The sequence below is a fragment of the Marivita sp. genome (genome assembly GCF_017643905.1).
GTDB lineage: Bacteria > Pseudomonadota > Alphaproteobacteria > Rhodobacterales > Rhodobacteraceae > Marivita.
In genome coordinates this window covers 1-22,105 of sequence record NZ_JAEPMO010000073.1, presented here as the reverse complement: position 1 = coordinate 22,105, position 22,105 = coordinate 1, and the positions used below count along the sequence as shown (strand labels likewise).

Below are 22,105 nucleotides of genomic sequence, written 5' to 3'. Positions count from 1 at the left end.
GATCATCGGCGGGCTGGGGGCGTTCGTGGTGACCGCCGAGAACCGCGATTCATTCGCGGAAGCGGTGAAGCGCAAGCTGATCCTGGAGATCTCGGGCGAGATGCCGACGCGGGATGTGGCGGATGCGGCAGGAAGGCTTTTCGAAAAGCCTTAGGCCGCGATTTCGAAATCGCGGCCTAAGCGTCTTCCAAGACGCTTTACTCGTCCAGCGAGCCGTGCACAGCCAGCAGCGTGAGTTCCGCCTCCTGCGGTTCGATCACCCGAAACGCTTCCTTCACCCCCGCCTCGGTCAACTCCCGGCTCACTGTCAGCAGGGTGTTGGGCGCGTGTTCATCACAGAGTTCCGCCATATGCGCGATCTCGGCTTCGGCCACCGGGCGCGCGGCCTCAACCGACGGTGCGCCGTAGATGTCGACGAAATGCTGCGCGAGGCCCTGCACCAATGCGGCGTGTTCCACCGGCTCCATCTGCGTCACGGCGACAAAACTCACCCGGCCAAAGGTCTCGGCCCCGAGCCAGCCGTTCGTGAACGCCTGTTTCGCGCGGCCCTCCAGATCGCCCTCGGACCAGTTGGAAAACTCGAACCCGCCCGAGATGCACCATTCGCCCGTGCGTGCCGGGGAATGAAAGACGCGCTGGTCGCTTTCGTCGAAATGGATGGCGCGGGCAAGTTTCATCAACGGATCTCCAAAAGGTCGGTCACCGGCAGGAGCATGGTCTGCCCCTCGGCCCGAAGCAATAGGCCAAGCTTTTCATCCAGCCCAAGGAAGTGACCGGAGCGGCCAAGGAATGTCCCGTCCGCGCCCATCCCATGTGCCAGACCGGACCATTCGGTGTGCAATGGCCCCATGCCCTCGTCCTCCCACCGGCTGATCCAGTTGAGAAGATGCCGCGACCAGCTTTCCAGCAGATCGGTCGGGGTCAGGTCCCCGCAGCCTTCGCTCATCAGGTCGGTCTCGTCCGGTGTTTCGCCCCCCGCCACGTGCGGCCGAGCAAAGACAAGTTCGAACCCGGCGACCAGCCAGCCGGGCTCTTCCGCCACGTCCGAGACATCCGTCGCGCCCCGCACATATCCGCAGAGCGCCCCGTTCACCCGGATCGGTCCGTCCCAGCACAGATGCACCGCCAGTTCCGACGGCCCCAGCGCGCCCAGCGCGTTCTGCACCGCGACCCCAGTCAGCGGCAGCATCGCCGCCGCATCCGCCAACGGCACTTCGGGTGCAAGAACGATGGCCGCCTGCAACCGTTCGGGCGTCACATCATAGAGGATCGTGCCCGCATCACAGCCTTGCGCTGCCTCCGAGCACGCCGCCTCGAACGGGTCGGCCCCCGCCGCGTTGATGCCCTGCATCAAGGGCGGGAACACCGGACCAGAGGTCATGCCTTGCCAGCGGCAATCAGCGTGCGGGCCAGATCACGGAAGGCCTGTGCCTGCGCACTGTCGGGTTTCGACACCACGATGGGCGCACCGCCGTCAGCCGCCTTTCGGATGTCCAGATGCAGCGGGATTTCAGCCAGCAGGGGCACACCCAGCTTGGCCGCCTCGGCTGCGACACCGCCATGACCGAAGATGTGCTCTTCATGACCACAATTGGAGCAGATATGCGTCGACATGTTCTCGATCAGGCCGACAATCGGCACGTTCATCTGGTTGAACATGTCGATCCCCTTGCGCGCATCCAGAAGCGCCACGTCCTGAGGCGTGGAAACCACCACCGCGCCATCCACATGCGCCTTCTGCGACAGGGTCATCTGCACGTCCCCGGTGCCCGGCGGCAGGTCGACCAGCAGCACATCCAAAGCGCCCCACTGCACCTGCATCATCATCTGCTGCAACGCGCCCATAAGCATCGGCCCACGCCAGACAACAGCCTGACCTTCGTTCACCATGAGACCGATGGACATCATGGTCACACCGAAATTGCGCATCGGCAGGATCGTCTTTCCATCCGGGCTGGCGGGACGACCGGACACGCCCAGCATACGCGGCTGGCTCGGGCCATAGACATCCGCATCAAGCAAGCCAACGCGACGCCCCTCGGCGGCCAACGCACAGGCAAGGTTTGCCGACACGGTGGATTTGCCCACGCCGCCCTTGCCGGACGCAATCGCCAGAATCCGGTCCACACCGGGGATCTTTTCGGGGCCTGCCGGTTTCGGCTTCGCCCCGCCCTTGAGATCGGGCGGCGGTTTCGGCACGGAATGCGCGGTCATCACCGCCGACACGCTGGCGGCACCCAGCGCCTTCACCGCATCCTCTGCGGCTTGGCGCACCGGGCCATAGACGTCGGCCTTGTCCGGGGCCACTTCGACCACGAACCGCACCGCACCGCCATCCACGTTCAGCGCGCGGACAATACCTGCAGCCACGATATCCTGTCCCGAGACCGGATCGGTCACGGCTTTCAGTGCGGCCAGAACCGCCTCACGATCCAGGGCCACAGTCAGTCCTGTCCCTTGATGGTGCCGGTTACGACATGCTCAAGCTCGAGGCCGTCGATGGTCAGAATCACTTTTGCCTCGAAGGACTTGCCGCTGGTGTCGGCGTTGCGCATCGCCTCTTCGATGGCCTGTTGAGAGGTCACCCCAACCTGCTTGAGGAACTTGCGCATCGACATGTTGAAATCATCGCTCATCGGTTATCTCCCTTGGCGTTCCCTCGTTCTTTGCGAGGCGAAGCGTTGACGGGTGTAAGCCAGCGCAAGTAGGCTTTCAAGCAAGGAGGCGCTGTAGAATGACCGCGACCCGACATCTTTGGCGTTTCAGCCTCGGCGCGCTGGCCGCCGTTTTGCTGACGCAACCTGTGCTGGCGCAGGACAAGACCTTTACTCTGGAAGCCCCTGACGCGCTGGTGGACAGCGGACTGCTCAAGTTCCTGCTGCCGCGATTCTCGCTCAAGACCCAGACGCGCATCACCCTTGCCGAGCCCGGCACACCCGCCGATGCCCGCTTCGGAGACAGTGGCATTGTCGCGTTCGCAGGCCTCGACACTGTTTGGAAATTCGACGCGGGCGACGATCCCGACGCCCAGCGCTTTGCCGAGTGGCTTCGCTCGGATGTGGGGCGCAACACGGTGGACAGTTATCAGGTCGACGGGGTTGCGCCCTTCACGTCCGAGATCAAGGTCGAGAAAGTCGTGGTTCAGATCACTTATGACGGGGATGCATTGCGGGGCGAGGAAGTGTCGCTGTCCCATTGCGGGCGCTGTCATGTGGTGAGCGACAAGAACCGCATGAACTCCATCGGCTCCACGCCTTCGTTCGCCGTGCTCCGCACGCTGCGGGATTGGGAAGACCGGTTTCAGGCCTTTTACGTGTTGAAACCGCACCCGGCCTTTACCCAGATCGAAAACGTGACCGAGCCGTTCGACCCAACCCGCCCGTCGCCGATTGCGGCGGTCGAGATGACGCTGGACGATCTGGAGAACATCATGGCCTTTGTGCAGGGCATTGCGCCTGCAGATTTGGGGCGGCCGGTTCAGTCGATGCAGGATTGAGGGAAGACCGCCTTTCGAAAGGCGTTCCCCCGCGATTTCTAAATCGCGACACGCGCGTTCGAACGCGCTTGCCCGCTCAATGATCCTTGCGTTTCGAGTATGGCGTCTCTTTCAGGTAATCATCCGTCGTGCGCGGGATGCGGGGTTCGCCCAGCGCGAAGGGGTTGTTCTTTGAATGATACTGTGCCTGGATCCGGCAATTGTCGCACATCTGGATCATCTTCGCCGCGTCGCTGGTGGCGAACATCGAATGCTTGCCTGCCAGCTTTTCGGTGATCTTCTCGATGGTCGACTTCACCCCGAACAACGCCCCACATTCGATGCAGGCAAACGGCTCCTCCTCGTGCAGCACAACCTGGCTGAAGGCCGCATCGGTTAGGTTCATGCGCGGCTCCAGCGTGATCGCGGTCTCCGGGCAGATCGTGGCGCAAATCCCGCATTGCAGGCAAGCGTCCTCTTGAAACAGCAGTTGCGGCAGGTCCGGATTGTCGCCCAATGCGCCGGATGGACAGAGCGACACGCAGCTCAGACACAGAGTACAGGCGTCGGTGTTGACCAGCACCGCGCCGTAGGGCGCGTTTTCCGGCAGGGGCAGGATCTCGGCCTCGGGCATCATTGCCTTGGCGGCGACGCGGGCCACCTGACGCCGTGTGCCGATGGGCAGGCTGGGCGAGGCCACCGGTTTGGGCGCAGCACCGCCATAGAGGTGATCGCTCAGCGCATCGGGATCGACCATATCGATCACCTGCACACGGCCACCACCGGACAACGCATTGGCCAGCATCGCCTCATGCTCCGGCGTGTCCCGCTCGGTTCGCGGGGCGAGCAGCACATCAACCGATGCAAATCCACAGCTGAGCGCAGCCATCATCTCGGCATGGCCAAAGGCGGCCAGACTGTCCATCGCGAAGGGGATCACATCCGCAGGCAGGCCCCGGCCAAAGCGGGCCGAGAGGCTGATCATCTCGGTCCCGTGGTCGGCATCGTGGACCAGCAGGCGCGGCGCGGTACCGCCCGCCTTGCGATAGGTCGAAGACAGCGCGTCCAGACGCCGGAACACCGCCGATACCGGCGGCGCGTCATAGGCGATGGCGCCCGACGGACAGAGCGCGGCACAGGCCCCGCATCCGGCGCAGATCATCGGGTCGATGGCGACGTGATCGCCTGCCGAGGTGATCGCGCCTGTGGGGCAAATGTTGAGGCACTTGGAACAACCCGTCTGTTCCGCACGGCTGTGGGCACACAATGCGGGCTCCAGCGCGATGTAGAGCGGCTTCTCGAAAGTGCCGACCATTTGCGCCGCCTCAGCCAGAACCGCCGCCACAGCAACAGGCTGGCGCGGATCGGCGCGCAGGTAACCTTCGCGCTTGTGCGGCGCGGGCACCATGGCGGGATCGCCTGTCAGGTCGACCACCAGATCGCATTCCGACACCGCGCCATCCTTGGGGGTGCTGAAGCCGAACGCCCCGCGCCCACCGGGCAGGAGTTGCGAGAACCCGTCGATCCGCACTTCGAACTGGCCGAGCGCGCCGTTCAGGTTCCGCACCCGTCCACGCACCACATCGAAGCGACGGTCGAGCGGCACATCTGACGTGTCCGTCTGCAACACAGTCACCGCTAGCGTGTCGCAGAGCTGGGCGGCTGCCGCGAACACGGTTTCGCCGCTGCCGACGATCAGGCAGGTGCCTTCGCTGACCACATCGACCACTTTGGGCGCAGGCAGGCTGAATGCTGTCTCTGCCGCAAGGGCTGCCTGTTTCGGCCCCGCCTTGGCGCCCTGATCGCTCCAACCGGCGCGGTCGCGGATGTCGACGAATCCGGGGGCGTCGACGCCCAACTCTTCGGCCAGCATCTCGAAAAACGCACTTTCCTGCGTACAGGCGATCATCACGTTCCCGGCCTCGATCGCCTTTGCTGCGGCCTCGGTCTGTGTGCCGCACAGGTTGGTATAGACCTTTGACGGATCAAGCGATGTCACATCGCCGATAGCGGCGGCGTCAACGGTCTGGCTGCCAAGGCAGTCACAAAGAAGCAGTCTGGTTCCCATGTTGGCCCTTTCGCGGCGGTTGCCCGCGTGGTCTCTTGTCGTTGGTTGATATTTGGACATACCCAAGGGCTATGCTAGGCAGATGTCAACCGCGCCCGTGAGGCCGGATTGGGAGGACACACGTTTGACCACGACAGAGACCCGTTCCATCGAGATGCCGGTGGGCGTTGTGATGCGGCGCCGCCCCGGTGTGACCCGCTGGCAGAAATGGGCTTATGCGCCCACAGCACTTTTGCCCGGAGCCGGGCCCGCGCATTGGAAATTGCTGCGGGAGGAAGGCGATATTGCCGAATACCATGTTGGCACCCGCGCACTGACCCTGTGGCGCACCGATGCCGAGGCGTATCGCATCGGGCTCGCGCAAAAAGTCGTCTGCGCCTATGTCGTGCTGCGACCCGGCGACGATGAATGGCCCTACAAGGTCAAGCTGATCACCGCCAACCCGCATGAGGCGATGCAATATTCCGATGGGGGCGAGGACGTCGTCGAAAAAGTCCCGATGCCGCCTGCCCTAGTGGCCTGGGTGCAAGAATGGACTGACCTTCATTTCGTGGAAGAGCCTTTCGTGAAACGCAAGCGTAAGCGCTATCTGGAAGACAAGGTCGAAGACGGCAAAGGCGATCCACGCATTGCACAGGTCAGCGACGTGTATCGCGCACCGTCCAGCGCCCGAAAGGCGCGCGAGTCATGAGCCGGGGGTCGGATTTCTGGTCCCGCCGCAAGGCGCGGGTCGAAGCGGAGCAAGCTGAAGAGGCACGCCGCGCCGAAGCGGCCGAAGTCGAGGAAAAGCACAAACAGCTTGAGGAAAAGACGGACGCCGAGATCCTGGATGAGTTCGGCCTGCCCGACCCAGACAACCTTGAGCCCGGTCAGGACATCGCGGGCTTTATGAACAAGGCGGTGCCAGAACGTCTGCGCCGCCGTGCGCTGCGGCAGTTGTGGCGGCTCAATCCGGTGCTCGCCAATCTGGATGGGCTGAACGATTACGACGGTGACTTCACCAACGCCGCGACCGACGCGCCGGGGGTCAAAACAGCCTACCAGGTGGGCAAGGGATTGCTGCGTCATGTGCAGGCTCTGGAGGAACAGGAGCGGGCCAAGATTGCCGCGCGATCTGGCGAACACCTTGATACCTCACAGAATCTGTCAGAAATCGGTTCAGCTGAGGCAGACGGCAAAACATCTGTCGAAAATGAATCTATTCCGGAAATTATGCAGGAGAATGCAATTGCCGCACCTGCATCTGCGACCATGGTCGTAGACGATACGAAGCAGGATGAATATGCCAACAGCACACCGTTGGATACAGTATCCGAGGAACCTGCGCGTCCGAGACGGATGCGATTCAGAATAGAAAGTGAGACAGGATGACAATGAGCGCGGCTCAGACCTCGCCATCGGTGTCAGAGGAAGACCGCCTGCGCGCGGATCTCTACAATTATCTTGGCCTGATCCTGTCCGCGCCGCCCGACGAGTTGTTGCTGGCGCAAACCGCAGGTCTGACGGGCGATGACACGGACCTTGGTCAGGCGATCACCCGTCTTGCGGATTGCGCCCGAACCACGACTCCGCAGCAAGCCGAGCGCGAGTTCAACAAGCTGTTCATCGGTTTGGGCCGGGGCGAGTTGCTCCCCTATGCAAGCTTTTACCTCACAGGCTTCCTGCATGAAAAACCGCTGGCGGTGCTGCGCAGCGACCTGTCGGCGCGCCGGATCGAACGCGCGCCCAATGTCTATGAACCCGAAGACAACATCGCGACGCTCATGGAAGTGATGGGCGGGTTGATCGTGGGACGGTTTTCAACGCCGTCGACGATCGAAGATCAAAAGCTGTTCTACAACCGCCATATCGCCCCGTGGGCAAGCCATTTCTATGCCGATCTTGAAACCGCAAAGACCGCGATGCTTTACAGCGCGGTCGGCTCGGTTGGAAAGGCATTCATGCAGATTGAGCGCGAAGCGTTCAGGCTGACGCCGTCCTGACCCCGGTCGGGTTCGGTTAAGAACCGGGCGGGAAACTGCCCCAATGCGGCCCACTTGCCGCGCATCTTGGAAGAAGGGAGGAAACCTTCCATGACTGAGAAAACCGAGGCGTCCAAAAGTCGCCGTGATTTTCTGAAGCTGGCAAGCACCGCAGCCCCGGCTGCCGTTGCGGCGGTCGCCGTGTCCGGCACCCAAGCCGAAGCGGCGGAAACGCCCAAGGCAGACGGCCGGATGCAAGATACCGCGCACACCCGCGCCTATCTCGCCAGCGCCCGCTTCTGAAGAAACGGTCACACGCATTCCCTGATCCGACCGGACATAGACCGGTCGCAGGACGCAACCCCGCCAACGGCGCATCGCGCCCAGGTAGCTTGAGAGGGATAACATGCTAAGAAAGAAAACCGGAGGGCTGACACGGCGCGCTGCGCGGACAGGCCTGATTTCCGAGATTTCCAATAAATCTGTCGACAGACGCTCGTTCCTGCGCGGATCGGGTCTGGCCATCGGTGGCCTTGCCGCGATCAGCGCCACAGGTGGAGCCGTCACGCAAGCCAGTGCACAATCCGCCGTCAACGGCGCGGTTCAGACCGTCAAGTCGGTCTGCACGCACTGTTCCGTCGGCTGTACCGTTGTTGCCGAAGTCAGCAACGGCGTCTGGATCGGGCAGGAGCCCGGCTGGGACAGCCCGTTCAACCTTGGCGCCCACTGCGCCAAAGGTGCCGCCGTTCGCGAGCACGCCCATGGTGAGCGCCGCCTCAAGTACCCGATGAAAAAAGAGGGTGGTGAGTGGAAGCGCATCTCTTGGGAACAGGCGATCAACGAGATCGGTGACAAGATGCTTCAGGTCCGCGACGAAAGCGGCCCGGACTCGGTCTACTGGCTCGGTTCCGCCAAGCACAACAACGAACAAGCCTACCTGATGCGCAAGTTCGCCGCCTATTGGGGCACGAACAATATCGACCACCAGGCGCGTATCTGTCACTCGACGACTGTGGCCGGTGTGGCGAACACATGGGGCTACGGCGCCATGACCAACAGCTATAATGACATCCACAAGTCGCGCGCGATCTTCCTGATCGGCGGCAACCCTGCCGAAGCGCACCCGGTGTCGCTGCTCCACATCCTCAAGTCAAAAGAGCAGAACAACGCGCCGCTCATCGTCTGCGATCCGCGCTTTACCCGCACCGCAGCCCATGCCGACGAATATGTCCGCTTCCGTCCCGGCACCGACGTGGCGCTGGTCTGGGGTATCTTGTGGCACATCTTCGAGAACGGCTGGGAAGACAAAGAGTTCATCCGCACCCGTGTCTGGGGCATGGACCAGATCAAGGAAGAAGTCGCCAAGTGGAACCCCGACGAGGTCGAGCGCGTTACCGGCACCCCCGGTTCGCAGCTTGAGCGCGTTGCACGCACGCTGGCCAACAACCGTCCCGGCACCGTGATCTGGTGCATGGGCGGCACCCAGCACACCAACGGCAACAACAACACCCGCGCCTACTGCATCCTGCAGCTGGCTCTGGGCAACATGGGCACAGAAGGTGGCGGCACGAACATCTTCCGCGGCCACGACAACGTGCAGGGCGCAACCGACCTTGGTGTTCTCGCCGATACCCTGCCCGGCTACTATGGTCTGGCTCCGGGATCGTGGGCCCACTGGGCACGCGTCTGGGAAGAAGACCTGGATTGGCTGAAGGCCCGGTTCTCGCAGGAGATGGTCGGCGAAACCCCGATGATGAACCTGACGGGTATCCCGGTATCGCGCTGGATCGACGGTGTTCTGGAAGACAAGGAAAACCTTGATCAGCCGGACAACACCCGCGTGATGGTGCTGTGGGGCCATGCGCCCAACTCGCAGACCCGTCTGCCGGAAATGAAGACGGCGATGGAAAAGCTCGACACGCTGGTCGTGATCGATCCCTTCCCGACGGTCTCTGCCGTTCTGCATGATCGCACCGATGGCGTGTACCTTCTGCCGGCAACGACTCAGTTCGAAACCCGTGGTTCTGTCACCGCCTCGAACCGGTCGCTTCAGTGGCGGGATCAGGTCATGGCTCCGATGTTCGAATCGAAGACCGACCATGAGATCATGGCGATGTTCGCCCAGAAGTTCGGCTTCCACGACCGCATCTTCCGCAATATCGCGCTGGAAGACGACGGCCTGACCCCGGTGATCGAAGACATCACCCGCGAGTTCAACCGCGGTATGTGGACGATCGGCTATACCGGCCAGTCGCCCGAGCGGATGAAGCTGCACATGGCCAACCAGCACACCTTTGACCGCACCACGTTGCGGGCAAATGGCGGTCCGGCTGATGGCGACTTCTACGGCATGCCGTGGCCTTGCTGGGGCACACCCGAGATGAACCATCCGGGTACGGCGAACCTCTACGACATGTCGCTGCCGGTTTCCAAAGGCGGCCTGACCTTCCGTGCCCGTTTTGGCGTGGAAAAGGACGGTGAGAACCTGCTGGCCGAGGGCGTCTATTCGCAGAACTCGGAAATTCAGGACGGATACCCTGAGTTTACCATGCAGATGCTGATGGACCTTGGTTGGGACAGCGACCTGACGGCGGAAGAGCGCGCGGCGATCGACGCCGTCGGCGGACCGAAAGCCAACTGGAAGACCGACCTGTCGGGCGGTATCCAGCGGGTGGCGATTAAGCACGAATGCGCGCCCTTCGGCAACGCCAAGGCGCGTGCCGTTGTGTGGACCTTCCCGGATCCGGTGCCGGTGCACCGCGAACCGCTCTACACCAACCGCTACGACCTCGTGGCAGACTATCCGACCTACGAGGACAAGAAGTTCTGGCGTGTGCCGACGATGTACAAGTCGATCCAAGCCAAGGATTTCTCGGCGGATTACCCGATCATCCTCACCTCCGGCCGATTGGTCGAATACGAGGGCGGCGGCGACGAGACACGGTCGAACCCGTGGCTGGCCGAGCTGCAGCAGGACATGTTCATCGAGATCAACCCGCGCGACGCCAACAACCTTGGTGTGCGTGACGGGGCACAGGTCTGGGTGGAAGGCCCCGAAGGCGGCAAGGTCAAGGTTATGGCCATGCTGACCGAACGGGTTGCTCCGGGTGTGGCGTTCATGCCGTTCCACTTCGGTGGGCACTACCAGGGCGAGGACCAGCGGTCCAAGTACCCGGAAGGTGCAGACCCCTATGTCTTGGGTGAATCGACCAACACCGCACAGACCTACGGGTATGACTCGGTGACCCAGATGCAGGAAACCAAAGCAACGCTTTGCAAGATCATGGCAGCGTAAGGAGGAGAATAAGACATGGCACGCGCTAAATTTCTAGTCGACGCCGAACGCTGCATCGAATGCAACGCCTGCGTTACAGCCTGTAAGAACGAGCACGAGGTTCCGTGGGGGATCAACCGCCGCAAGGTGGTCACCATCAACGACGGTATGCCTGGCGAACGCTCGATCTCGGTGGCTTGCATGCACTGTTCGGACGCGCCCTGTATGGCCGTCTGCCCGGTGGACTGCTTCTACCAGAACGAAGAAGGTGTGGTCCTGCACTCCAAGGACCTCTGCATCGGCTGCGGCTACTGCTTCTATGCCTGCCCGTTCGGCGCACCGCAGTACCCGCAAGCGGGCAACTTCGGCAGCCGCGGCAAGATGGACAAGTGCACCTTCTGCGCCGGTGGCCCGGAAGAGAACCATTCCACAGCCGAGTTTGCCAAGTACGGCCGCAACCGGATCGACGAAGGCAAGCTGCCGATCTGCGCCGAAATGTGCGCAACGAAGGCTCTGCTTGCCGGTGACGGCGACGTGGTGTCGGCGATCTACCGCGAGCGCGTCGTTGCGCGCGGTTTCGGCTCGGGCGCCTGGGGCTGGGGCACAGCCTACGACCAGAAAGACGGCTGATCCGTTCAGGTCCCATCAGCAAGACAGCAAAAGCCCCGGACATTGCTCCGGGGCTTTTTCGTTGCGGTGCGCCGGACGTCAGGTCGGTCTATGCAAGCGGCACCGGTCGGGTGTTCTCCCGCCGGGTGGTTCTGGTGCAGGCCGGGCCTTAGCCCAGCATTTGGTCGTAAGGAAAGAAGCGGCGCCGCCCCGTGGGCCTGACGGTTCTCTCGAGTCCGCGATTCAACGCGCGACCTGTGCTCTGGGTCTCAGAGCCTTGCAAGACCGGTCTCTCATGGTCAGCCTTCCGGCATACGAGAGAACTATCAGTATCGTCTGAACGGCATGGGAGTGACCCTTCCCGCTCAAAAGCTTTTGTGGGCGTGGGTATCGGACGCGTGGGTTAAGAACCGGGAAACGGACCGTGCGGCGCGCGGTCTTTCGAAAGACCGCGACCACGGTTTGAAAAGCGTGTCACACGCGCGTTCGAACGCGCGTTTTCAGAGCCTTCGAAGGCTCTGACCCGCATTTTCGAAAATGCGACCGCAGCTCAAAGGTCGAGATCCATCCAGACCGGCAGATGGTCGGACGCGCGGCGCGCCTCGCCCTGCTCGAACACCCCTGCCCCGGCCACGCGCAAGCCGCGCCCCACGGCAAAGCGATCCAGCGGCGCAATCGGGCGGGAGGCATGAAAACTGCGTCCGGGGCTGATGACGTCAAAGGCATGTTCCAGAATGTCGAAACCGATGCGCGGTGACCATTCGTTGAAATCACCGGCGATCACCGCCTTGTCCGTCCGCGCCGCCAACTCATCCAGCAGATGCGCCAGTTGCAACTGACGGCAGCCACGGCGCAGGCCCAGATGGGTGCCCACAAGCGTCAGACGTGTCCGTGGTCCTTCAAGATCGGCGATCAGCGCACCGCGCGGTTCGATTCCCGGCAGGCTTAGACGTTCGGTCGCGCCGATGCGCCAGCCGTCCCGCACCAAAAGCGCGTTGCCGTGCCAACCGGAACTTGGCCCATTGGTGACATTGAGCACGCGCAGCCCGGTGTGGTCGAACAGCGCGTCTTCGGGCAGCACGGCGGGACGCGCCCCGAGCCGTTTGTCCGCCTCCTGCAGCGCCACCACATCCGCATCAAGTTCGGCCAGCACCCGGATGATCCGCAGCGGATCGCGCCGCCAATCCAGCCCCACCGCCTTGCGGATGTTGTAGCTGGCGATCCGCATCACAGCACCGGAGCAAACAACCGGGCAATGCGCGCCAGCATGCCAACGATCATGTTGCGATCCGACAGGTCGATGTCCACCCGCGTGGCGTTGCCGAAATCGGTGCTCAGCATCGTCTCGACCTCGGACGCGGCGGCCTTGCCCTCCATCACCACCGTCAGTTCGAAATTGAGCAGGCCCGAACGGACATCCAGGTTGATTGACCCGATCGATGTCAGGTCATCATCCACCAGCGCGACCTTCTGGTGTACGAACGCCGGATCATAGGTCCAGATTTCACCGCCCACAGAGCGCAGGTCGTCGAAATAGGCCATCGCCGCGAAATAGGTGATGTAGTGATCGGCCCGGCCCGGAACGAGGATCTTGACGTCGACTCCCCGCAAGGCGGCAAAGCGCAGCGCGGTCAGCACGTCGCGGTCCGGTACGAAATAGGGCGTCGAGATCCAGAGGCGCCTTTGTGCGGCATGGGCCAGCGCGATGAAATAGAGATTGCCCGCGGCGATTTCCTCGGCCGGGGACGGGGCAAGTGCCACGGCTCTCAGAGGGCCGGCGGGTGCCGGCGTGGATGCGGCGATGTCGCCAAGGTCTTCGCCGGTGGCCCACATCCAGTCCGAGGAGAAATGCAGCGCAAGCTGCGCCACGACGGGGCCGCGAAAACGCGCAAAGGTGTCGCGCCACGGACCGATGGACGGGTTCCGCCCGACATAGGTTTTCGACACGTTCAGCCCGCCGGTAAAGGCGACGGTGTTGTCGATCACAACAAGTTTGCGGTGATTGCGGAAGTTGAGCTGAAACGGCCCAAGCAATCGGCTTGGCCCCTTCGGCCGCGCCAGCCTTATGCCTGCTTGTTCCAGCGACCTCTTGAAGCCGCGCGGCAGACCGAAGAACGGCAGTTCGTCATGCAGCAGCCAGATCGAAACGCCAGCCTTCGCACGCTCGATCAGCGCGTCGCGCAGGACACGACCGATGTCGTCATCCTCAATCGTGTAGAACTGCACGAAAAGCGTGTGCTTCGCGGATCGGATCGCCTCTTGCACGGCCTCATAGGTCGCGTGCCCATCGACGAGCAGCGACATGTCGTTGCCATCGGTCACCGGCAGGCGCGCAATCCGCGCAAACGTGTCGAGCCGCGACGGTTCGTGTGTGACATTGGCCTCGGAGGCCATATCAAAGATGTCTTCGTCGGATTTCCGGCGGTCGCGCTCAAAGCTTTTGTAATCGGCATGGCCGAACACAAGGTAAAGCAACGTGCCGAAAATGGGCAAAAGCAGGATGAGCAGAATCCATGCCGTCGCCCCTTGCGGCGTACGGGAGGTCAGAAGCGCGCGGTAGGCCGCAAACAGCCCAAGGGCCGCAAGAGCCGCAGCGATGGCGGCGTTGGTGAGCGTGATAAATTCAGCCATCAACCGTCAATTCTACGTCCGTCTTCTTTTCAGAATGACTTGCTGTTGGCATCATCTTTAGTATCCTGACAAAGGTGTATGGCTCGCCCATGTTTTGCGGTCCGACATCGTCAAAAATTACGGTCAAACCTGACCCAAAAACACTGCATTTCGCAAGGCCGGGCGTTTCATGCGCCCATTAGGGAGGACGCAGGGATATGCGTGACATTCGACACTACATCCTTGGTTGCATCATGGCCGCACTGGCCGTTCTGGTTCTGGCATCGTGGCTGACCCCGGGTATGGCCAACGCACAAGAGGCCGGTTCCGTTGCAACCGAGACCGAGATCGATCGCTCTGCTACGGGTGGGGCTACGACGTTGGAAGACATCATGCGTCGCCAGCAAGGCTTGCCTGTCGACAATTCGTTCCGGGCCGAAAACATCGGCGATCCGTCGGCTGCCGCTGGCATCACCGATCAGTTGGGCACCCTTGGTGGCGCGTCCGATCCCGATCTGTGGCGCGGGATGCGGTTCAACGCGGCGGATGTCACCACGCAGGCGCGCGGACCGGCAGCCGATGTACTGATCCAGGACCGCGGCATGTGGTGGCTGCTGTTCCGCGAAGGCCCGTTGCTGACCTACGGCGGCTATCTGCTTCTTGGCACGATCGGCGCGCTGGTGTTGTTTTTCCTGCTGCGCGGTCGGGTCAAGATCGACGGTGAAAAGACCGGACGCCGCATCGAGCGCTTCAAGAACTTCGAACGCTTCGGTCATTGGCTTTTGGCGGGATCGTTCATCCTGTTGGGCATCACGGGTCTGGTGTCACTCATGGGGCGCAAATTCCTGATTCCGACCAACGGACACGAAAGCTATGCGCTGATCGCGGGGGCCTCGAAATGGATACATAACAACGTGTCCTGGGCCTTCATGCTGGCGCTGGTGATGGTCTTCGTGATGTGGGTCGTGCACAACTTCCCCGACAAGACCGACCTCAAGTGGCTGGCCAAGGGCGGTGGTCTTTTCGGCGGCGGGCATCCCCCGGCCAAGAAGTTCAACGCGGGTCAAAAACTAATCTTCTGGTCGGTGATCATTCTTGGCGGGTCCATCTCGGTCTCTGGTCTGTCGCTGCTGTTCCCGTTCGAACTGCCGATGTTTGCCAAGACCTTTGCCATCCTGAACACCACCGGCCTGCCGGAAATGCTGGGTTTCGGCATCCTGCCCGAAGCCATGACCCCGCATGAAGAGATGCAGTATGCGCAGCTCTGGCACGCGATTGTCAGCTTTGTGCTGATGGCGATCATTCTGGCGCATATCTATATCGGCTCGGTCGGCATGGAAGGCGCCTATGACGCGATGGGCACCGGCATGGTCGAGGAACAGTGGGCCAAAGAGCACCACAGCCTGTGGGTCGAAGAAGTGAAGAAGCAGGAAAACAAGGCGCCCAGCGGCGCCACCCCCGCCGAGTAACATGCGCACGGCTTTGGCCACTTCTGCGGCCCTGTTTTGGGCGACCTCCGGGGCCGCAGGTGATTTTTTCACACTCCAAGGTCATGGCGGCCCCATCATGGGGATCGCCGTGTCCGAGACCGACCAGATCGCCACCGTGAGTTTCGACAACGCGGTGGGGCTTTGGTCGGATCAGACGCCTGTGTGGTTCGACGGGCACGAGGCGGCGGTCAACGCCGTGCTCTTTGCGCCGGATGGCCGGATTTACTCTGCGGGTGACGATTTCACGCTAAGGGTCTGGGGTGCCGATGGGACTGAGGTCGCGGTCCGGGACGGGCACAAGGGCAAGGTGGTCTCATTGGCCCTGTCGCCGGATGGGGCGGTTGTGGCCTCGGCCAGTTGGGACGGGAGCATCGGGCTTTGGCCCGTGGACGGCGGCGCGCCGGTGTTTCTGACCGGGCATAGCGGGCCGGTGAATGACGTGGCGTTTACCCGTGACGGTCTGAACCTTTATTCCGCCTCGGCCGATGGCAGCATTCGGTTGTGGGATTTGTCCATCAACAGCGAACGCCAGCGGGTGATCGAACACGGGTTCGGTGTAAACGAGCTTGAGCTGAACGAAGACGCGGGCTGGCTCGCCTATGGCGCGGTTGATGGTGGGACACGGGCCATTGATATTGCGACCGGAGACACGCTTGCCGATCTGACGCTTGAGCGGCGACCGATCCTGTCGATGGCCACCAGCCCGGATGGCACGACGCTCGCCGTGGGGGATGGCGAGGGATATATTATGGTGGTGGACACGCCGAACTGGCGCATCGCTCGCGATTTCCGCGCCACCGAACGCGGCCCGGTCTGGGCGCTGGCATTTTCCAATGACGGGACCAACATCCACGCAGGCGGGTTGGACCCGCGCATGTATTCCTGGCCCATCGCTGCCATGGGCGAAGCCGATCCGATGGCAACCGGATCGCCGTCTTTCCTGCAGGCAGCTGAAACGATGCCGAATGGCGAGCGGCAATTCATGCGCAAATGCTCGATCTGTCATACACTGACACCTGGCAGCGCACGCCGTGCCGGGCCGAGCCTGTATGACCTGTTCGGCAGGCAGGCGGGTACGGTCGAGGATTACACCTATTCCGACGCGCTGAACGGGTCGGACGTCATTTGGGACGAAGACACGATTGATGCTCTTTTCGATATCGGACCAGAGCATTACATACCCGGCACCAAGATGCCGATGCAGCGGATCACAGGGGCGCAGGACCGCGCCGATCTTGTGACCTATCTGCGTGAGACAACCGCACCTGAGGAGAGTTCGCAGTGAAAGCCATGCTAATTGGATTTGTCGCCATCGCCGTGATCGCCGTTGGCGCGGATTACACGCTCCACCAGATGGGGTGGAGCGCCGCTGAACAGGGCGCGTCCCCGTCCAATGTGCGTCTGGGCGACTGATCCCTCACGTTCCGACCTGAAGCACCGACGTTTTCTGCCGCAGCATCGCAATCACGCTGAGGGCTGTGATCTTGCCCGTGGCGGGGTTTTCCTCGGTCGGGCGGTTCTGGATCGTCATGGTGAAGTCTGACGAGTCCGACACCACGCGGACGGTGTGCTGGTTCTTTTCAAGCGACGGGTCGGCCCAAACCTCCATCCGCGTCTTGTCGGTGCCGTAGCCCGCAAGGCTGACCGCGACCGCGACGTTGACGTTGGCCGGGAACACCTTGGCTACGTCTGTGACCGCGCCGCCGAGCACCAGTTTCGGTTCCGTCAGGTTGCTGAGGTCGATGTTGTTGTCGATCACGTAAGGTGCCTTGGCGAGGCCCGCGACGGGTTTGCGGGTCTCGATCACGACCGATTCCAGATTGCCGACCGCAGCCCCCTTGATCGCATCGAGGCCGAGGATTGCGCCTGATGGGATGAGGATCTTCGCTCCGGTTTCGGCCGCACGGTCGAACAGCGCCTGCTGGCCCATCAACTGGCTGGCCGACAAGACGATCAGTTCCTTGCCTGCCTCAACGGTGGGCACGGCCAGTTCCATGAACAATTGCGGCGGCAGGGTTTCGACGACGATGTCGCAATGATCCGCGATCTCGCTCAGGGAATAGACCGGGGCGGGTTTCGACAGGGTCGCATTCGCCTCGGCGGCGCGGTCTGCGGTGCGGGCGCTGATGCCCGCGAGTTCACAGCCGGGGATGCCGCCGCGATCCAGTTCCTGAGCGACGTGCAGTCCGATGGCGCCAAGTCCTGCTATTCCGATTTTCATGCCCTGTACCTTTCGACCATATCTACAATTCTGTGTGCTGCAGCGACCGACGCCGCGTGATCCTGTGAGAAGTTCAACCGCACGCTGGAACGCGTGTGCGGTGAGAATTCCGACCCCGGTGTGACCGTGACCCCGGCCTGAAGCCGCAGGAGACGGACGAAATCTTCGGGGGAGACCACCAGTTTGGGAAGTTCGGGGAAGAGGTAGCTGCCCGCCTGTGGGCAGGCGGTCGGGAAACCGGCATCGCGGAAGATCTTTAGCAGGTCGTCACGGATTGCCTCGTGCTGTGCAATGCGGGTGTCCATCCAGCCTTCGGGTTCTTGGAACCATGTCTTGAGCGCGGCTTGGGAATAGCCCGCAGCGCGCAGCGACACGATGGCCTGCAGTTTTTCCATTCGGTCGATCAAGGGGGCCGAGCCGAAGGCAACGCCAAGGCGGAAGCCGCTGAGCGATTCAGTCTTGGACGGCCCCATAATGGTGATCAAGTTCTCGGGTCGTTTGGCGCAGGCGCGCATGTGGGTGTAGCTTTCGCCACTGTAGCGCAGGCGGGAATAGAGCTGATCGACAATCACGGTCACATTGTGCTGTGCCGCGAGGCGGGCGATTTCGATAATCGCATCTCCTGAGGTGACGACGCCTGTCGGATTGTTGGGGGTGGAGAAGACCAGCACCTCTGCCCCGGCTTTGAACGCCGCTTCCAACTGGCCGAGGTCCGGGCCGCGCTGCGGGGCGTCTTCGTGATAATGGAGGGCGACCGGCATGATCTCACCGCCGAAGAAGGCGACGAGTTTGCGGTTGGCAAAGTAGTCCGGCTCCATGATCGCAACCTTGGTGCCCCGGTCCACCACTGCACCCAGCGCCAGAAACAGCGCGCCTTGGGTGCCGGGGGTGATGATCAGCTCATCCACCGGATCGACCGGTGCGCCGGTAAAGGCGGCAAGGCTCGCTGCCACGTCTGCGCGGATCGCGGCGGCACCGCGATATTCGGTATAGGCCTGTGACCCACCCTCCTCAAACCCGGCTTCCCATGCGGCCCGTGCGCCGGGGGTGGGTTCGAACGCGTCGACATCGCCATGCGAGAAATCGACCGGAGTGCCGGGCAGGATATCGCCGCGCATCACCGATTTCAGATCGTCCGCGTTCTGGCGCACCTCTTGTCCCGGCGCGTTGTCTGCGCCGAGCCGTGCGAATTTCGCGTCAAGACTGCTCATGTGCACCTCCCTTTGGTTCGGTCTTATCTAGCCCGGCAGGCGGGGCTGCGCTAGTTCCACAATGCGATCAGGTGGCTTGCGCCGTTGTTAGCGCTGACGTAATGGTGCGCCATGTTTTTGGGCATCGACATAGGCACGTCAGCGGTCAAGGTGATCTGCACCGATGGCACGGCGATTCACGCAACGGCCACGGCCGATCTGACGGTGGCCTCACCTCATCCGGGGTGGTCCGAGCAGGACCCGCAGGCGTGGTGGGCGGCGACCTGTGCGGCGCTGGCAGGGATTGCCAAAACGGTGCAGCTGGCCGGTGTGACAGGGATTGGCCTGTCGGGACAGATGCATGGCGCAGTTCTGTTAGACGGCGCGCATCAGGTGTTGCGCCCGGCGATCCTTTGGAATGACAGCCGGTCGACCGAAGATTGCGCGCGTCTGCAGGCGGCTTTGCCCGAGATCGGAACGATTGCGGGTGTGTTGCCCCTGCCCGGCTTTACCGCACCCAAGCTGATGTGGGTCGCGCGGAAGGAACCTGCGGTTCACGCGCGGATTGCGCATATCCTGCTGCCCAAGGATTACATCGGCCTGCGCCTGCATGGTGAGCTTGTCACGGATCGATCGGATGCGGCGGGGACCTTGTGGCTGGATCAGGGCACGCGTGAGTGGAGCGCGGCTGTGGCCGGGGCAAGTGCCACGGAGATGGCTTGGCTGCCGCGTCTGGCTGACGGGCATGAGGTGGTGGGTCAGATCACGGCTGTTGCTGCGGCCGAGACCGGGTTGCCTGCGGGCATTCCTGTCGTCGCAGGTGGCGGCGATGCCGCAACCGGGGCAGTGTCGCTGGGCGCGACTGAGGCGGGACGCGGGTTCATCTCGCTTGGGACATCGGGGCAGTTGTTCGTGGCCGGCGATGCCTATCATCCGAACCCGGCCAAATTCGTGCATGCCTTTGCCCATACGGTGCCAGAGCGCTGGTATCAGATGGCGGCGATGCTGAATGGGGCGAGGCCGATTGCGTGGATGGCGGGACAGTTGCAGATCAGTGCGGGTGAGGTTGTGAACTTGGCCGAGAGTGCTGACCCGAACCGCGTGCCGACCTTCCTGCCCTATCTGACGGGCGAACGCAGTCCGCATGGTGATCCGCATATCCGTGCCGGTTTCTTCGGGCTGGAGGACAGCACGGATCGCGCGGCACTGTGTCGGGCGGTGCTTGAGGCGGTGGCCTTTACCTTTGCCGATGCCGTGGACAGTTTTGGCGACACCGTTGCCGGTCTTCCGCATCTGGCAGCGATCGGCGGCGGCAGCAAATCGCCCTTCCTGTTGCAACTGATCGCCAATGCGACGGGTCAGCGGATCGGGCGGACCGTTGGATCGGATGCTGGCCCCGCCATGGGGGCCGCCCGGCTGGCGGCCTGTGGCATGGGTGCGTTGAGCCTGACTGATCTGGGGCACCAACCCGAGATCGCGGATTGGTTTGATCCAACTTCGGCCCCGGACCTCGACGGCCGCTTGCAGCGGTATCGTGCGCTTTACCAAGCCCTTAAGCCTTTGCGCTGATCCTTGGCACCGCGTGACGCACTATGCGGCATGGGACAGAAACTTTACACGCATTGTTGATTTTTTGCGCGCGATAAGAAATTGTCAAAATTGGATAGAGTATTCCGACACGTCTTCAGGGCCCCACAATGTCACAACCCGAGATCCGGAACATGGAAGAATTCGCCGCCATCAGCGGCATCTCCCGGCCCACCGTGTCGAAGTATTTCCACGACCCCAGCAGCGTGCGCAAATCCACACGAATGCGGATCGAAGCGGCGCTCGAAAAGTACGATTACCGGCCCAACATCTATGCGATGAACCAGAACCGGAAGCTGACCAAGAATATCGGCATCGTGGTGCCCTATCTGGCGGACCCGTTTTTTGGCGAAATCGTGCGGATGATCGAGGGGCGCTGCATCGAGGCGGGGTTCACGCCGTCGCTGTTCAGTTCCCATGGCGATCAGGCGCATGAGAACGACATTCTGGACAGTTTGCGGTCGATGAAACCGGCGGGTGTGCTGCTTGCCCCGCTTGGACGGCAGTCCGACAAATCGGCCATCGAGACCTTCTGCAAACACGTGCCCACCGTGCTTTTTGACAGTAATATCGAAGGGATGGGTGAGGCGTTTGTCGGTTCGGACAACCACAGTTTCGTGTCGCAGACCGTGGAATATCTGAGCCGCACTGGCCAGTCGCCCTGTTTCTTCGAGATGCGGACACCCGCCAACCCGAACGCCAACAAACGCCGGATCGCCTATCTGTCGATGATGGAGCGGCTTGGGCTTGAGCCGCATGTGATCAAGATCGACGGCACGGGATGGGGGTTCGAAGAGATCGGGCGTCAGGGTGGTTTGAAGGTGTTGTCGGAAAAGTCGCTGCCCACCAATACGGTGCTGTGCAGCAACGACCGTCTGGCCATCGGGTTTCTGGCAGCGTGTTACGAAAGCGGGGTGCGGGTCGGGCGCGCTCCGGGGTGCGAATTGCGAGTCGCGTCACATGACGATCACCCGTTCTCGCGGTTTACCTGCCCTTCCCTGACCACCGCAGCGCATGATTACAACGCGGTTTCGGACCACTCGGTTGAGACTCTGTTTCGTCTGATCGAAAGCGGCGGGCGCTTTGAAAACAGGGCAGAAAGCCTGTTTCCGGCACGGTTGATCATGCGGGAGTCCGCGTAGTAAAATTTACGCGGGTAAAATTTTGATTGACGCGAGTAAATGAATTGGTGTTGAGTGCCCCCAGGTAATCCAAAAACCAGGGAGGATTCGGATGCACCTGAGTAACGCACTTCGTGCGGCGACAGCGTTGTCGCTCATCATGGTCGGAGCCGCACAGGCAGAGACCATCACCATCGCAACAGTCAACAACGGCGACATGATCCGCATGCAGGGTTATACCGATGACTTCACGGCCAAGACCGGCCACGAAGTCGAGTGGGTGACGCTGGAAGAAAACGTGCTGCGTCAGCGTGTGACCACGGACATCACCACCAAGGGTGGTCAGTTCGACATCATGACCATCGGCATGTACGAAACCCCGATCTGGGGTGCCAACGGCTGGCTTGTTCCGCTGGACGATCTGTCGGCAGAATACGATGCCGCAGACATCCTTCCGGCCATGGCCGGTGGCCTTTCGCATGACGGCACGCTTTATGCG

Annotated in this window: 23 protein-coding genes; 14 read left to right on the top strand and 9 right to left on the bottom strand. The window is 62.1% G+C overall.

What is annotated here, in order from left to right; genetic code table 11:
* Positions 1–154, top strand: a 154-nt coding sequence (locus JJ869_RS12800; RefSeq protein ID WP_292267682.1) for a DUF1194 domain-containing protein, incomplete at its 5' end; no start/stop codon positions are given.
* A gap of 43 nt (positions 155–197) precedes the next feature.
* Here the strand turns inward: JJ869_RS12800 and JJ869_RS12795 are convergent.
* Genes JJ869_RS12795 through JJ869_RS12780 form a run of 4 tightly spaced genes read right to left on the bottom strand, consistent with a single transcriptional unit; the run spans position 198 to position 2,636 of the window.
* Complete coding sequence (locus JJ869_RS12795) at positions 198–677, bottom strand: DUF6505 family protein (RefSeq protein WP_292267680.1); 480 nt, start codon at positions 675–677, stop codon at positions 198–200.
* Positions 677–1,381 (bottom strand): biotin/lipoate--protein ligase family protein, encoded by a 705-nt coding sequence (locus JJ869_RS12790; protein WP_292267678.1) that lies wholly within the window; start codon positions 1,379–1,381, stop codon positions 677–679. The genes JJ869_RS12795 and JJ869_RS12790 overlap by 1 nt, the downstream gene beginning before the upstream one ends.
* Positions 1,378–2,442, bottom strand: a complete 1,065-nt coding sequence (locus JJ869_RS12785) for an Mrp/NBP35 family ATP-binding protein (protein WP_292267677.1) — start codon at positions 2,440–2,442, stop codon at positions 1,378–1,380. Before JJ869_RS12785 ends, JJ869_RS12790 begins: the two co-directional genes overlap by 4 nt.
* A gap of 2 nt (positions 2,443–2,444) precedes the next feature.
* A complete protein-coding gene (locus JJ869_RS12780) occupies positions 2,445–2,636 on the bottom strand; it encodes a DUF6494 family protein (protein ID WP_292267676.1) in 192 nt (63 codons plus the stop codon).
* A gap of 98 nt (positions 2,637–2,734) precedes the next feature.
* Here JJ869_RS12780 and JJ869_RS12775 point away from each other — a divergent pair, with 98 nt between their 5' ends.
* On the top strand, positions 2,735–3,496 hold the full coding sequence (locus tag JJ869_RS12775) for a hypothetical protein (protein WP_292267675.1): 762 nt from the start codon (positions 2,735–2,737) through the stop codon (positions 3,494–3,496).
* A 76-nt stretch (positions 3,497–3,572) separates the two neighbouring features.
* Here JJ869_RS12775 and JJ869_RS12770 read toward each other — a convergent pair whose 3' ends face one another.
* Complete coding sequence (locus JJ869_RS12770; RefSeq protein WP_292267674.1) at positions 3,573–5,543, bottom strand: 4Fe-4S binding protein; 1,971 nt, start codon at positions 5,541–5,543, stop codon at positions 3,573–3,575.
* Between the two features lie 124 nt (positions 5,544–5,667).
* On the opposite strand from JJ869_RS12770, the gene JJ869_RS12765 reads away from it, so the two are divergent.
* The 6 genes from JJ869_RS12765 to fdh3B all read left to right on the top strand — a co-directional run bounded on the left by JJ869_RS12765 (position 5,668) and on the right by fdh3B (position 11,408).
* Complete coding sequence (locus JJ869_RS12765) at positions 5,668–6,234, top strand: DUF3305 domain-containing protein (RefSeq protein ID WP_292267673.1); 567 nt, start codon at positions 5,668–5,670, stop codon at positions 6,232–6,234.
* Positions 6,231–6,914 (top strand): DUF3306 domain-containing protein, encoded by a 684-nt coding sequence (locus JJ869_RS12760; RefSeq protein WP_292267671.1) that lies wholly within the window; start codon positions 6,231–6,233, stop codon positions 6,912–6,914. The genes JJ869_RS12765 and JJ869_RS12760 overlap by 4 nt, the downstream gene beginning before the upstream one ends.
* On the top strand, positions 6,911–7,525 hold the full coding sequence (locus JJ869_RS12755; protein ID WP_292267670.1) for a molecular chaperone TorD family protein: 615 nt from the start codon (positions 6,911–6,913) through the stop codon (positions 7,523–7,525). The genes JJ869_RS12760 and JJ869_RS12755 overlap by 4 nt, the downstream gene beginning before the upstream one ends.
* Before the next feature lie 90 nt (positions 7,526–7,615).
* On the top strand, positions 7,616–7,807 hold the full coding sequence (locus JJ869_RS12750; protein ID WP_292267669.1) for a ubiquinol-cytochrome c reductase iron-sulfur subunit N-terminal domain-containing protein: 192 nt from the start codon (positions 7,616–7,618) through the stop codon (positions 7,805–7,807).
* A gap of 103 nt (positions 7,808–7,910) precedes the next feature.
* A complete protein-coding gene (locus tag JJ869_RS12745; RefSeq protein ID WP_292267667.1) occupies positions 7,911–10,799 on the top strand; it encodes a formate dehydrogenase subunit alpha in 2,889 nt (962 codons plus the stop codon).
* 15 nt (positions 10,800–10,814) lie between these two features.
* Complete coding sequence (fdh3B, locus tag JJ869_RS12740; protein ID WP_292267665.1) at positions 10,815–11,408, top strand: formate dehydrogenase FDH3 subunit beta; 594 nt, start codon at positions 10,815–10,817, stop codon at positions 11,406–11,408.
* 529 nt (positions 11,409–11,937) lie between these two features.
* On the opposite strand, the gene JJ869_RS12735 is transcribed toward fdh3B, so the two are convergent.
* Both JJ869_RS12735 and cls read right to left on the bottom strand, forming a co-directional pair.
* Entirely contained in the window at positions 11,938–12,615 is a 678-nt protein-coding gene (locus tag JJ869_RS12735) for an endonuclease/exonuclease/phosphatase family protein (RefSeq protein WP_292267664.1), read from the bottom strand.
* Complete coding sequence (gene cls / locus JJ869_RS12730; protein WP_292267662.1) at positions 12,615–14,018, bottom strand: cardiolipin synthase; 1,404 nt, start codon at positions 14,016–14,018, stop codon at positions 12,615–12,617. The genes JJ869_RS12735 and cls overlap by 1 nt, the downstream gene beginning before the upstream one ends.
* 281 nt (positions 14,019–14,299) lie before the next feature.
* On the opposite strand from cls, the gene JJ869_RS12725 reads away from it, so the two are divergent.
* The 3 genes from JJ869_RS12725 to JJ869_RS12715 are packed head-to-tail and all read left to right on the top strand — an operon-like array spanning position 14,300 to position 16,900.
* Complete coding sequence (locus JJ869_RS12725; protein ID WP_292267681.1) at positions 14,300–15,466, top strand: formate dehydrogenase subunit gamma; 1,167 nt, start codon at positions 14,300–14,302, stop codon at positions 15,464–15,466.
* A 1-nt stretch (position 15,467) separates the two neighbouring features.
* Positions 15,468–16,772 carry a c-type cytochrome gene (locus JJ869_RS12720; RefSeq protein WP_292267661.1) on the top strand — a complete coding sequence of 435 codons (1,305 nt, stop codon included), beginning with the start codon at positions 15,468–15,470 and terminating at the stop codon, positions 16,770–16,772.
* Positions 16,769–16,900: a hypothetical protein gene (locus tag JJ869_RS12715; RefSeq protein ID WP_292267683.1), complete on the top strand. Its 132-nt coding sequence runs from the start codon at positions 16,769–16,771 to the stop codon at positions 16,898–16,900. Before JJ869_RS12720 ends, JJ869_RS12715 begins: the two co-directional genes overlap by 4 nt.
* 4 nt (positions 16,901–16,904) lie before the next feature.
* On the opposite strand, the gene JJ869_RS12710 is transcribed toward JJ869_RS12715, so the two are convergent.
* A complete protein-coding gene (locus JJ869_RS12710) occupies positions 16,905–17,708 on the bottom strand; it encodes an aspartate dehydrogenase (protein WP_292267659.1) in 804 nt (267 codons plus the stop codon).
* Positions 17,705–18,919, bottom strand: a complete 1,215-nt coding sequence (locus JJ869_RS12705; protein WP_292267657.1) for a pyridoxal phosphate-dependent aminotransferase — start codon at positions 18,917–18,919, stop codon at positions 17,705–17,707. The genes JJ869_RS12710 and JJ869_RS12705 overlap by 4 nt, the downstream gene beginning before the upstream one ends.
* A gap of 111 nt (positions 18,920–19,030) precedes the next feature.
* Here JJ869_RS12705 and xylB point away from each other — a divergent pair, with 111 nt between their 5' ends.
* From xylB to JJ869_RS12690, 3 genes are all read left to right on the top strand, one after another.
* Positions 19,031–20,467, top strand: coding sequence for a xylulokinase (gene xylB / locus JJ869_RS12700; RefSeq protein WP_292267656.1), 1,437 nt, complete (start codon positions 19,031–19,033; stop codon positions 20,465–20,467).
* A 128-nt stretch (positions 20,468–20,595) separates the two neighbouring features.
* Entirely contained in the window at positions 20,596–21,627 is a 1,032-nt protein-coding gene (locus JJ869_RS12695; protein ID WP_292267654.1) for a LacI family DNA-binding transcriptional regulator, read from the top strand.
* A gap of 91 nt (positions 21,628–21,718) precedes the next feature.
* A partial coding sequence (locus JJ869_RS12690; protein ID WP_292267653.1) for an extracellular solute-binding protein occupies positions 21,719–22,105 on the top strand: 387 nt, incomplete at its 3' end.

What these genes read in the sequence shown, in the direction of transcription:
- JJ869_RS12795 (WP_292267680.1), bottom strand. Translation starts at nt 677, where the DNA reads ATGAAACTTGCCCGCGCCATCCATTTCGACGAAAGCGACCAGCGCGTC.
- JJ869_RS12790 (WP_292267678.1), bottom strand. Translation starts at nt 1,381, where the DNA reads ATGACCTCTGGTCCGGTGTTCCCGCCCTTGATGCAGGGCATCAACGCG.
- JJ869_RS12780 (WP_292267676.1), bottom strand. Translation starts at nt 2,636, where the DNA reads ATGAGCGATGATTTCAACATGTCGATGCGCAAGTTCCTCAAGCAGGTT.
- JJ869_RS12775 (WP_292267675.1), top strand. Translation starts at nt 2,735, where the DNA reads ATGACCGCGACCCGACATCTTTGGCGTTTCAGCCTCGGCGCGCTGGCC.
- JJ869_RS12770 (WP_292267674.1), bottom strand. Translation starts at nt 5,543, where the DNA reads ATGGGAACCAGACTGCTTCTTTGTGACTGCCTTGGCAGCCAGACCGTT.
- JJ869_RS12760 (WP_292267671.1), top strand. Translation starts at nt 6,231, where the DNA reads ATGAGCCGGGGGTCGGATTTCTGGTCCCGCCGCAAGGCGCGGGTCGAA.
- JJ869_RS12755 (WP_292267670.1), top strand. Translation starts at nt 6,911, where the DNA reads ATGACAATGAGCGCGGCTCAGACCTCGCCATCGGTGTCAGAGGAAGAC.
- JJ869_RS12750 (WP_292267669.1), top strand. Translation starts at nt 7,616, where the DNA reads ATGACTGAGAAAACCGAGGCGTCCAAAAGTCGCCGTGATTTTCTGAAG.
- JJ869_RS12745 (WP_292267667.1), top strand. Translation starts at nt 7,911, where the DNA reads ATGCTAAGAAAGAAAACCGGAGGGCTGACACGGCGCGCTGCGCGGACA.
- fdh3B (WP_292267665.1), top strand. Translation starts at nt 10,815, where the DNA reads ATGGCACGCGCTAAATTTCTAGTCGACGCCGAACGCTGCATCGAATGC.
- JJ869_RS12735 (WP_292267664.1), bottom strand. Translation starts at nt 12,615, where the DNA reads ATGCGGATCGCCAGCTACAACATCCGCAAGGCGGTGGGGCTGGATTGG.
- cls (WP_292267662.1), bottom strand. Translation starts at nt 14,018, where the DNA reads ATGGCTGAATTTATCACGCTCACCAACGCCGCCATCGCTGCGGCTCTT.
- JJ869_RS12725 (WP_292267681.1), top strand. Translation starts at nt 14,300, where the DNA reads ATGGCCAACGCACAAGAGGCCGGTTCCGTTGCAACCGAGACCGAGATC.
- JJ869_RS12720 (WP_292267661.1), top strand. Translation starts at nt 15,468, where the DNA reads ATGCGCACGGCTTTGGCCACTTCTGCGGCCCTGTTTTGGGCGACCTCC.
- JJ869_RS12710 (WP_292267659.1), bottom strand. Translation starts at nt 17,708, where the DNA reads ATGAAAATCGGAATAGCAGGACTTGGCGCCATCGGACTGCACGTCGCT.
- JJ869_RS12705 (WP_292267657.1), bottom strand. Translation starts at nt 18,919, where the DNA reads ATGAGCAGTCTTGACGCGAAATTCGCACGGCTCGGCGCAGACAACGCG.
- xylB (WP_292267656.1), top strand. Translation starts at nt 19,031, where the DNA reads ATGTTTTTGGGCATCGACATAGGCACGTCAGCGGTCAAGGTGATCTGC.
- JJ869_RS12695 (WP_292267654.1), top strand. Translation starts at nt 20,596, where the DNA reads ATGTCACAACCCGAGATCCGGAACATGGAAGAATTCGCCGCCATCAGC.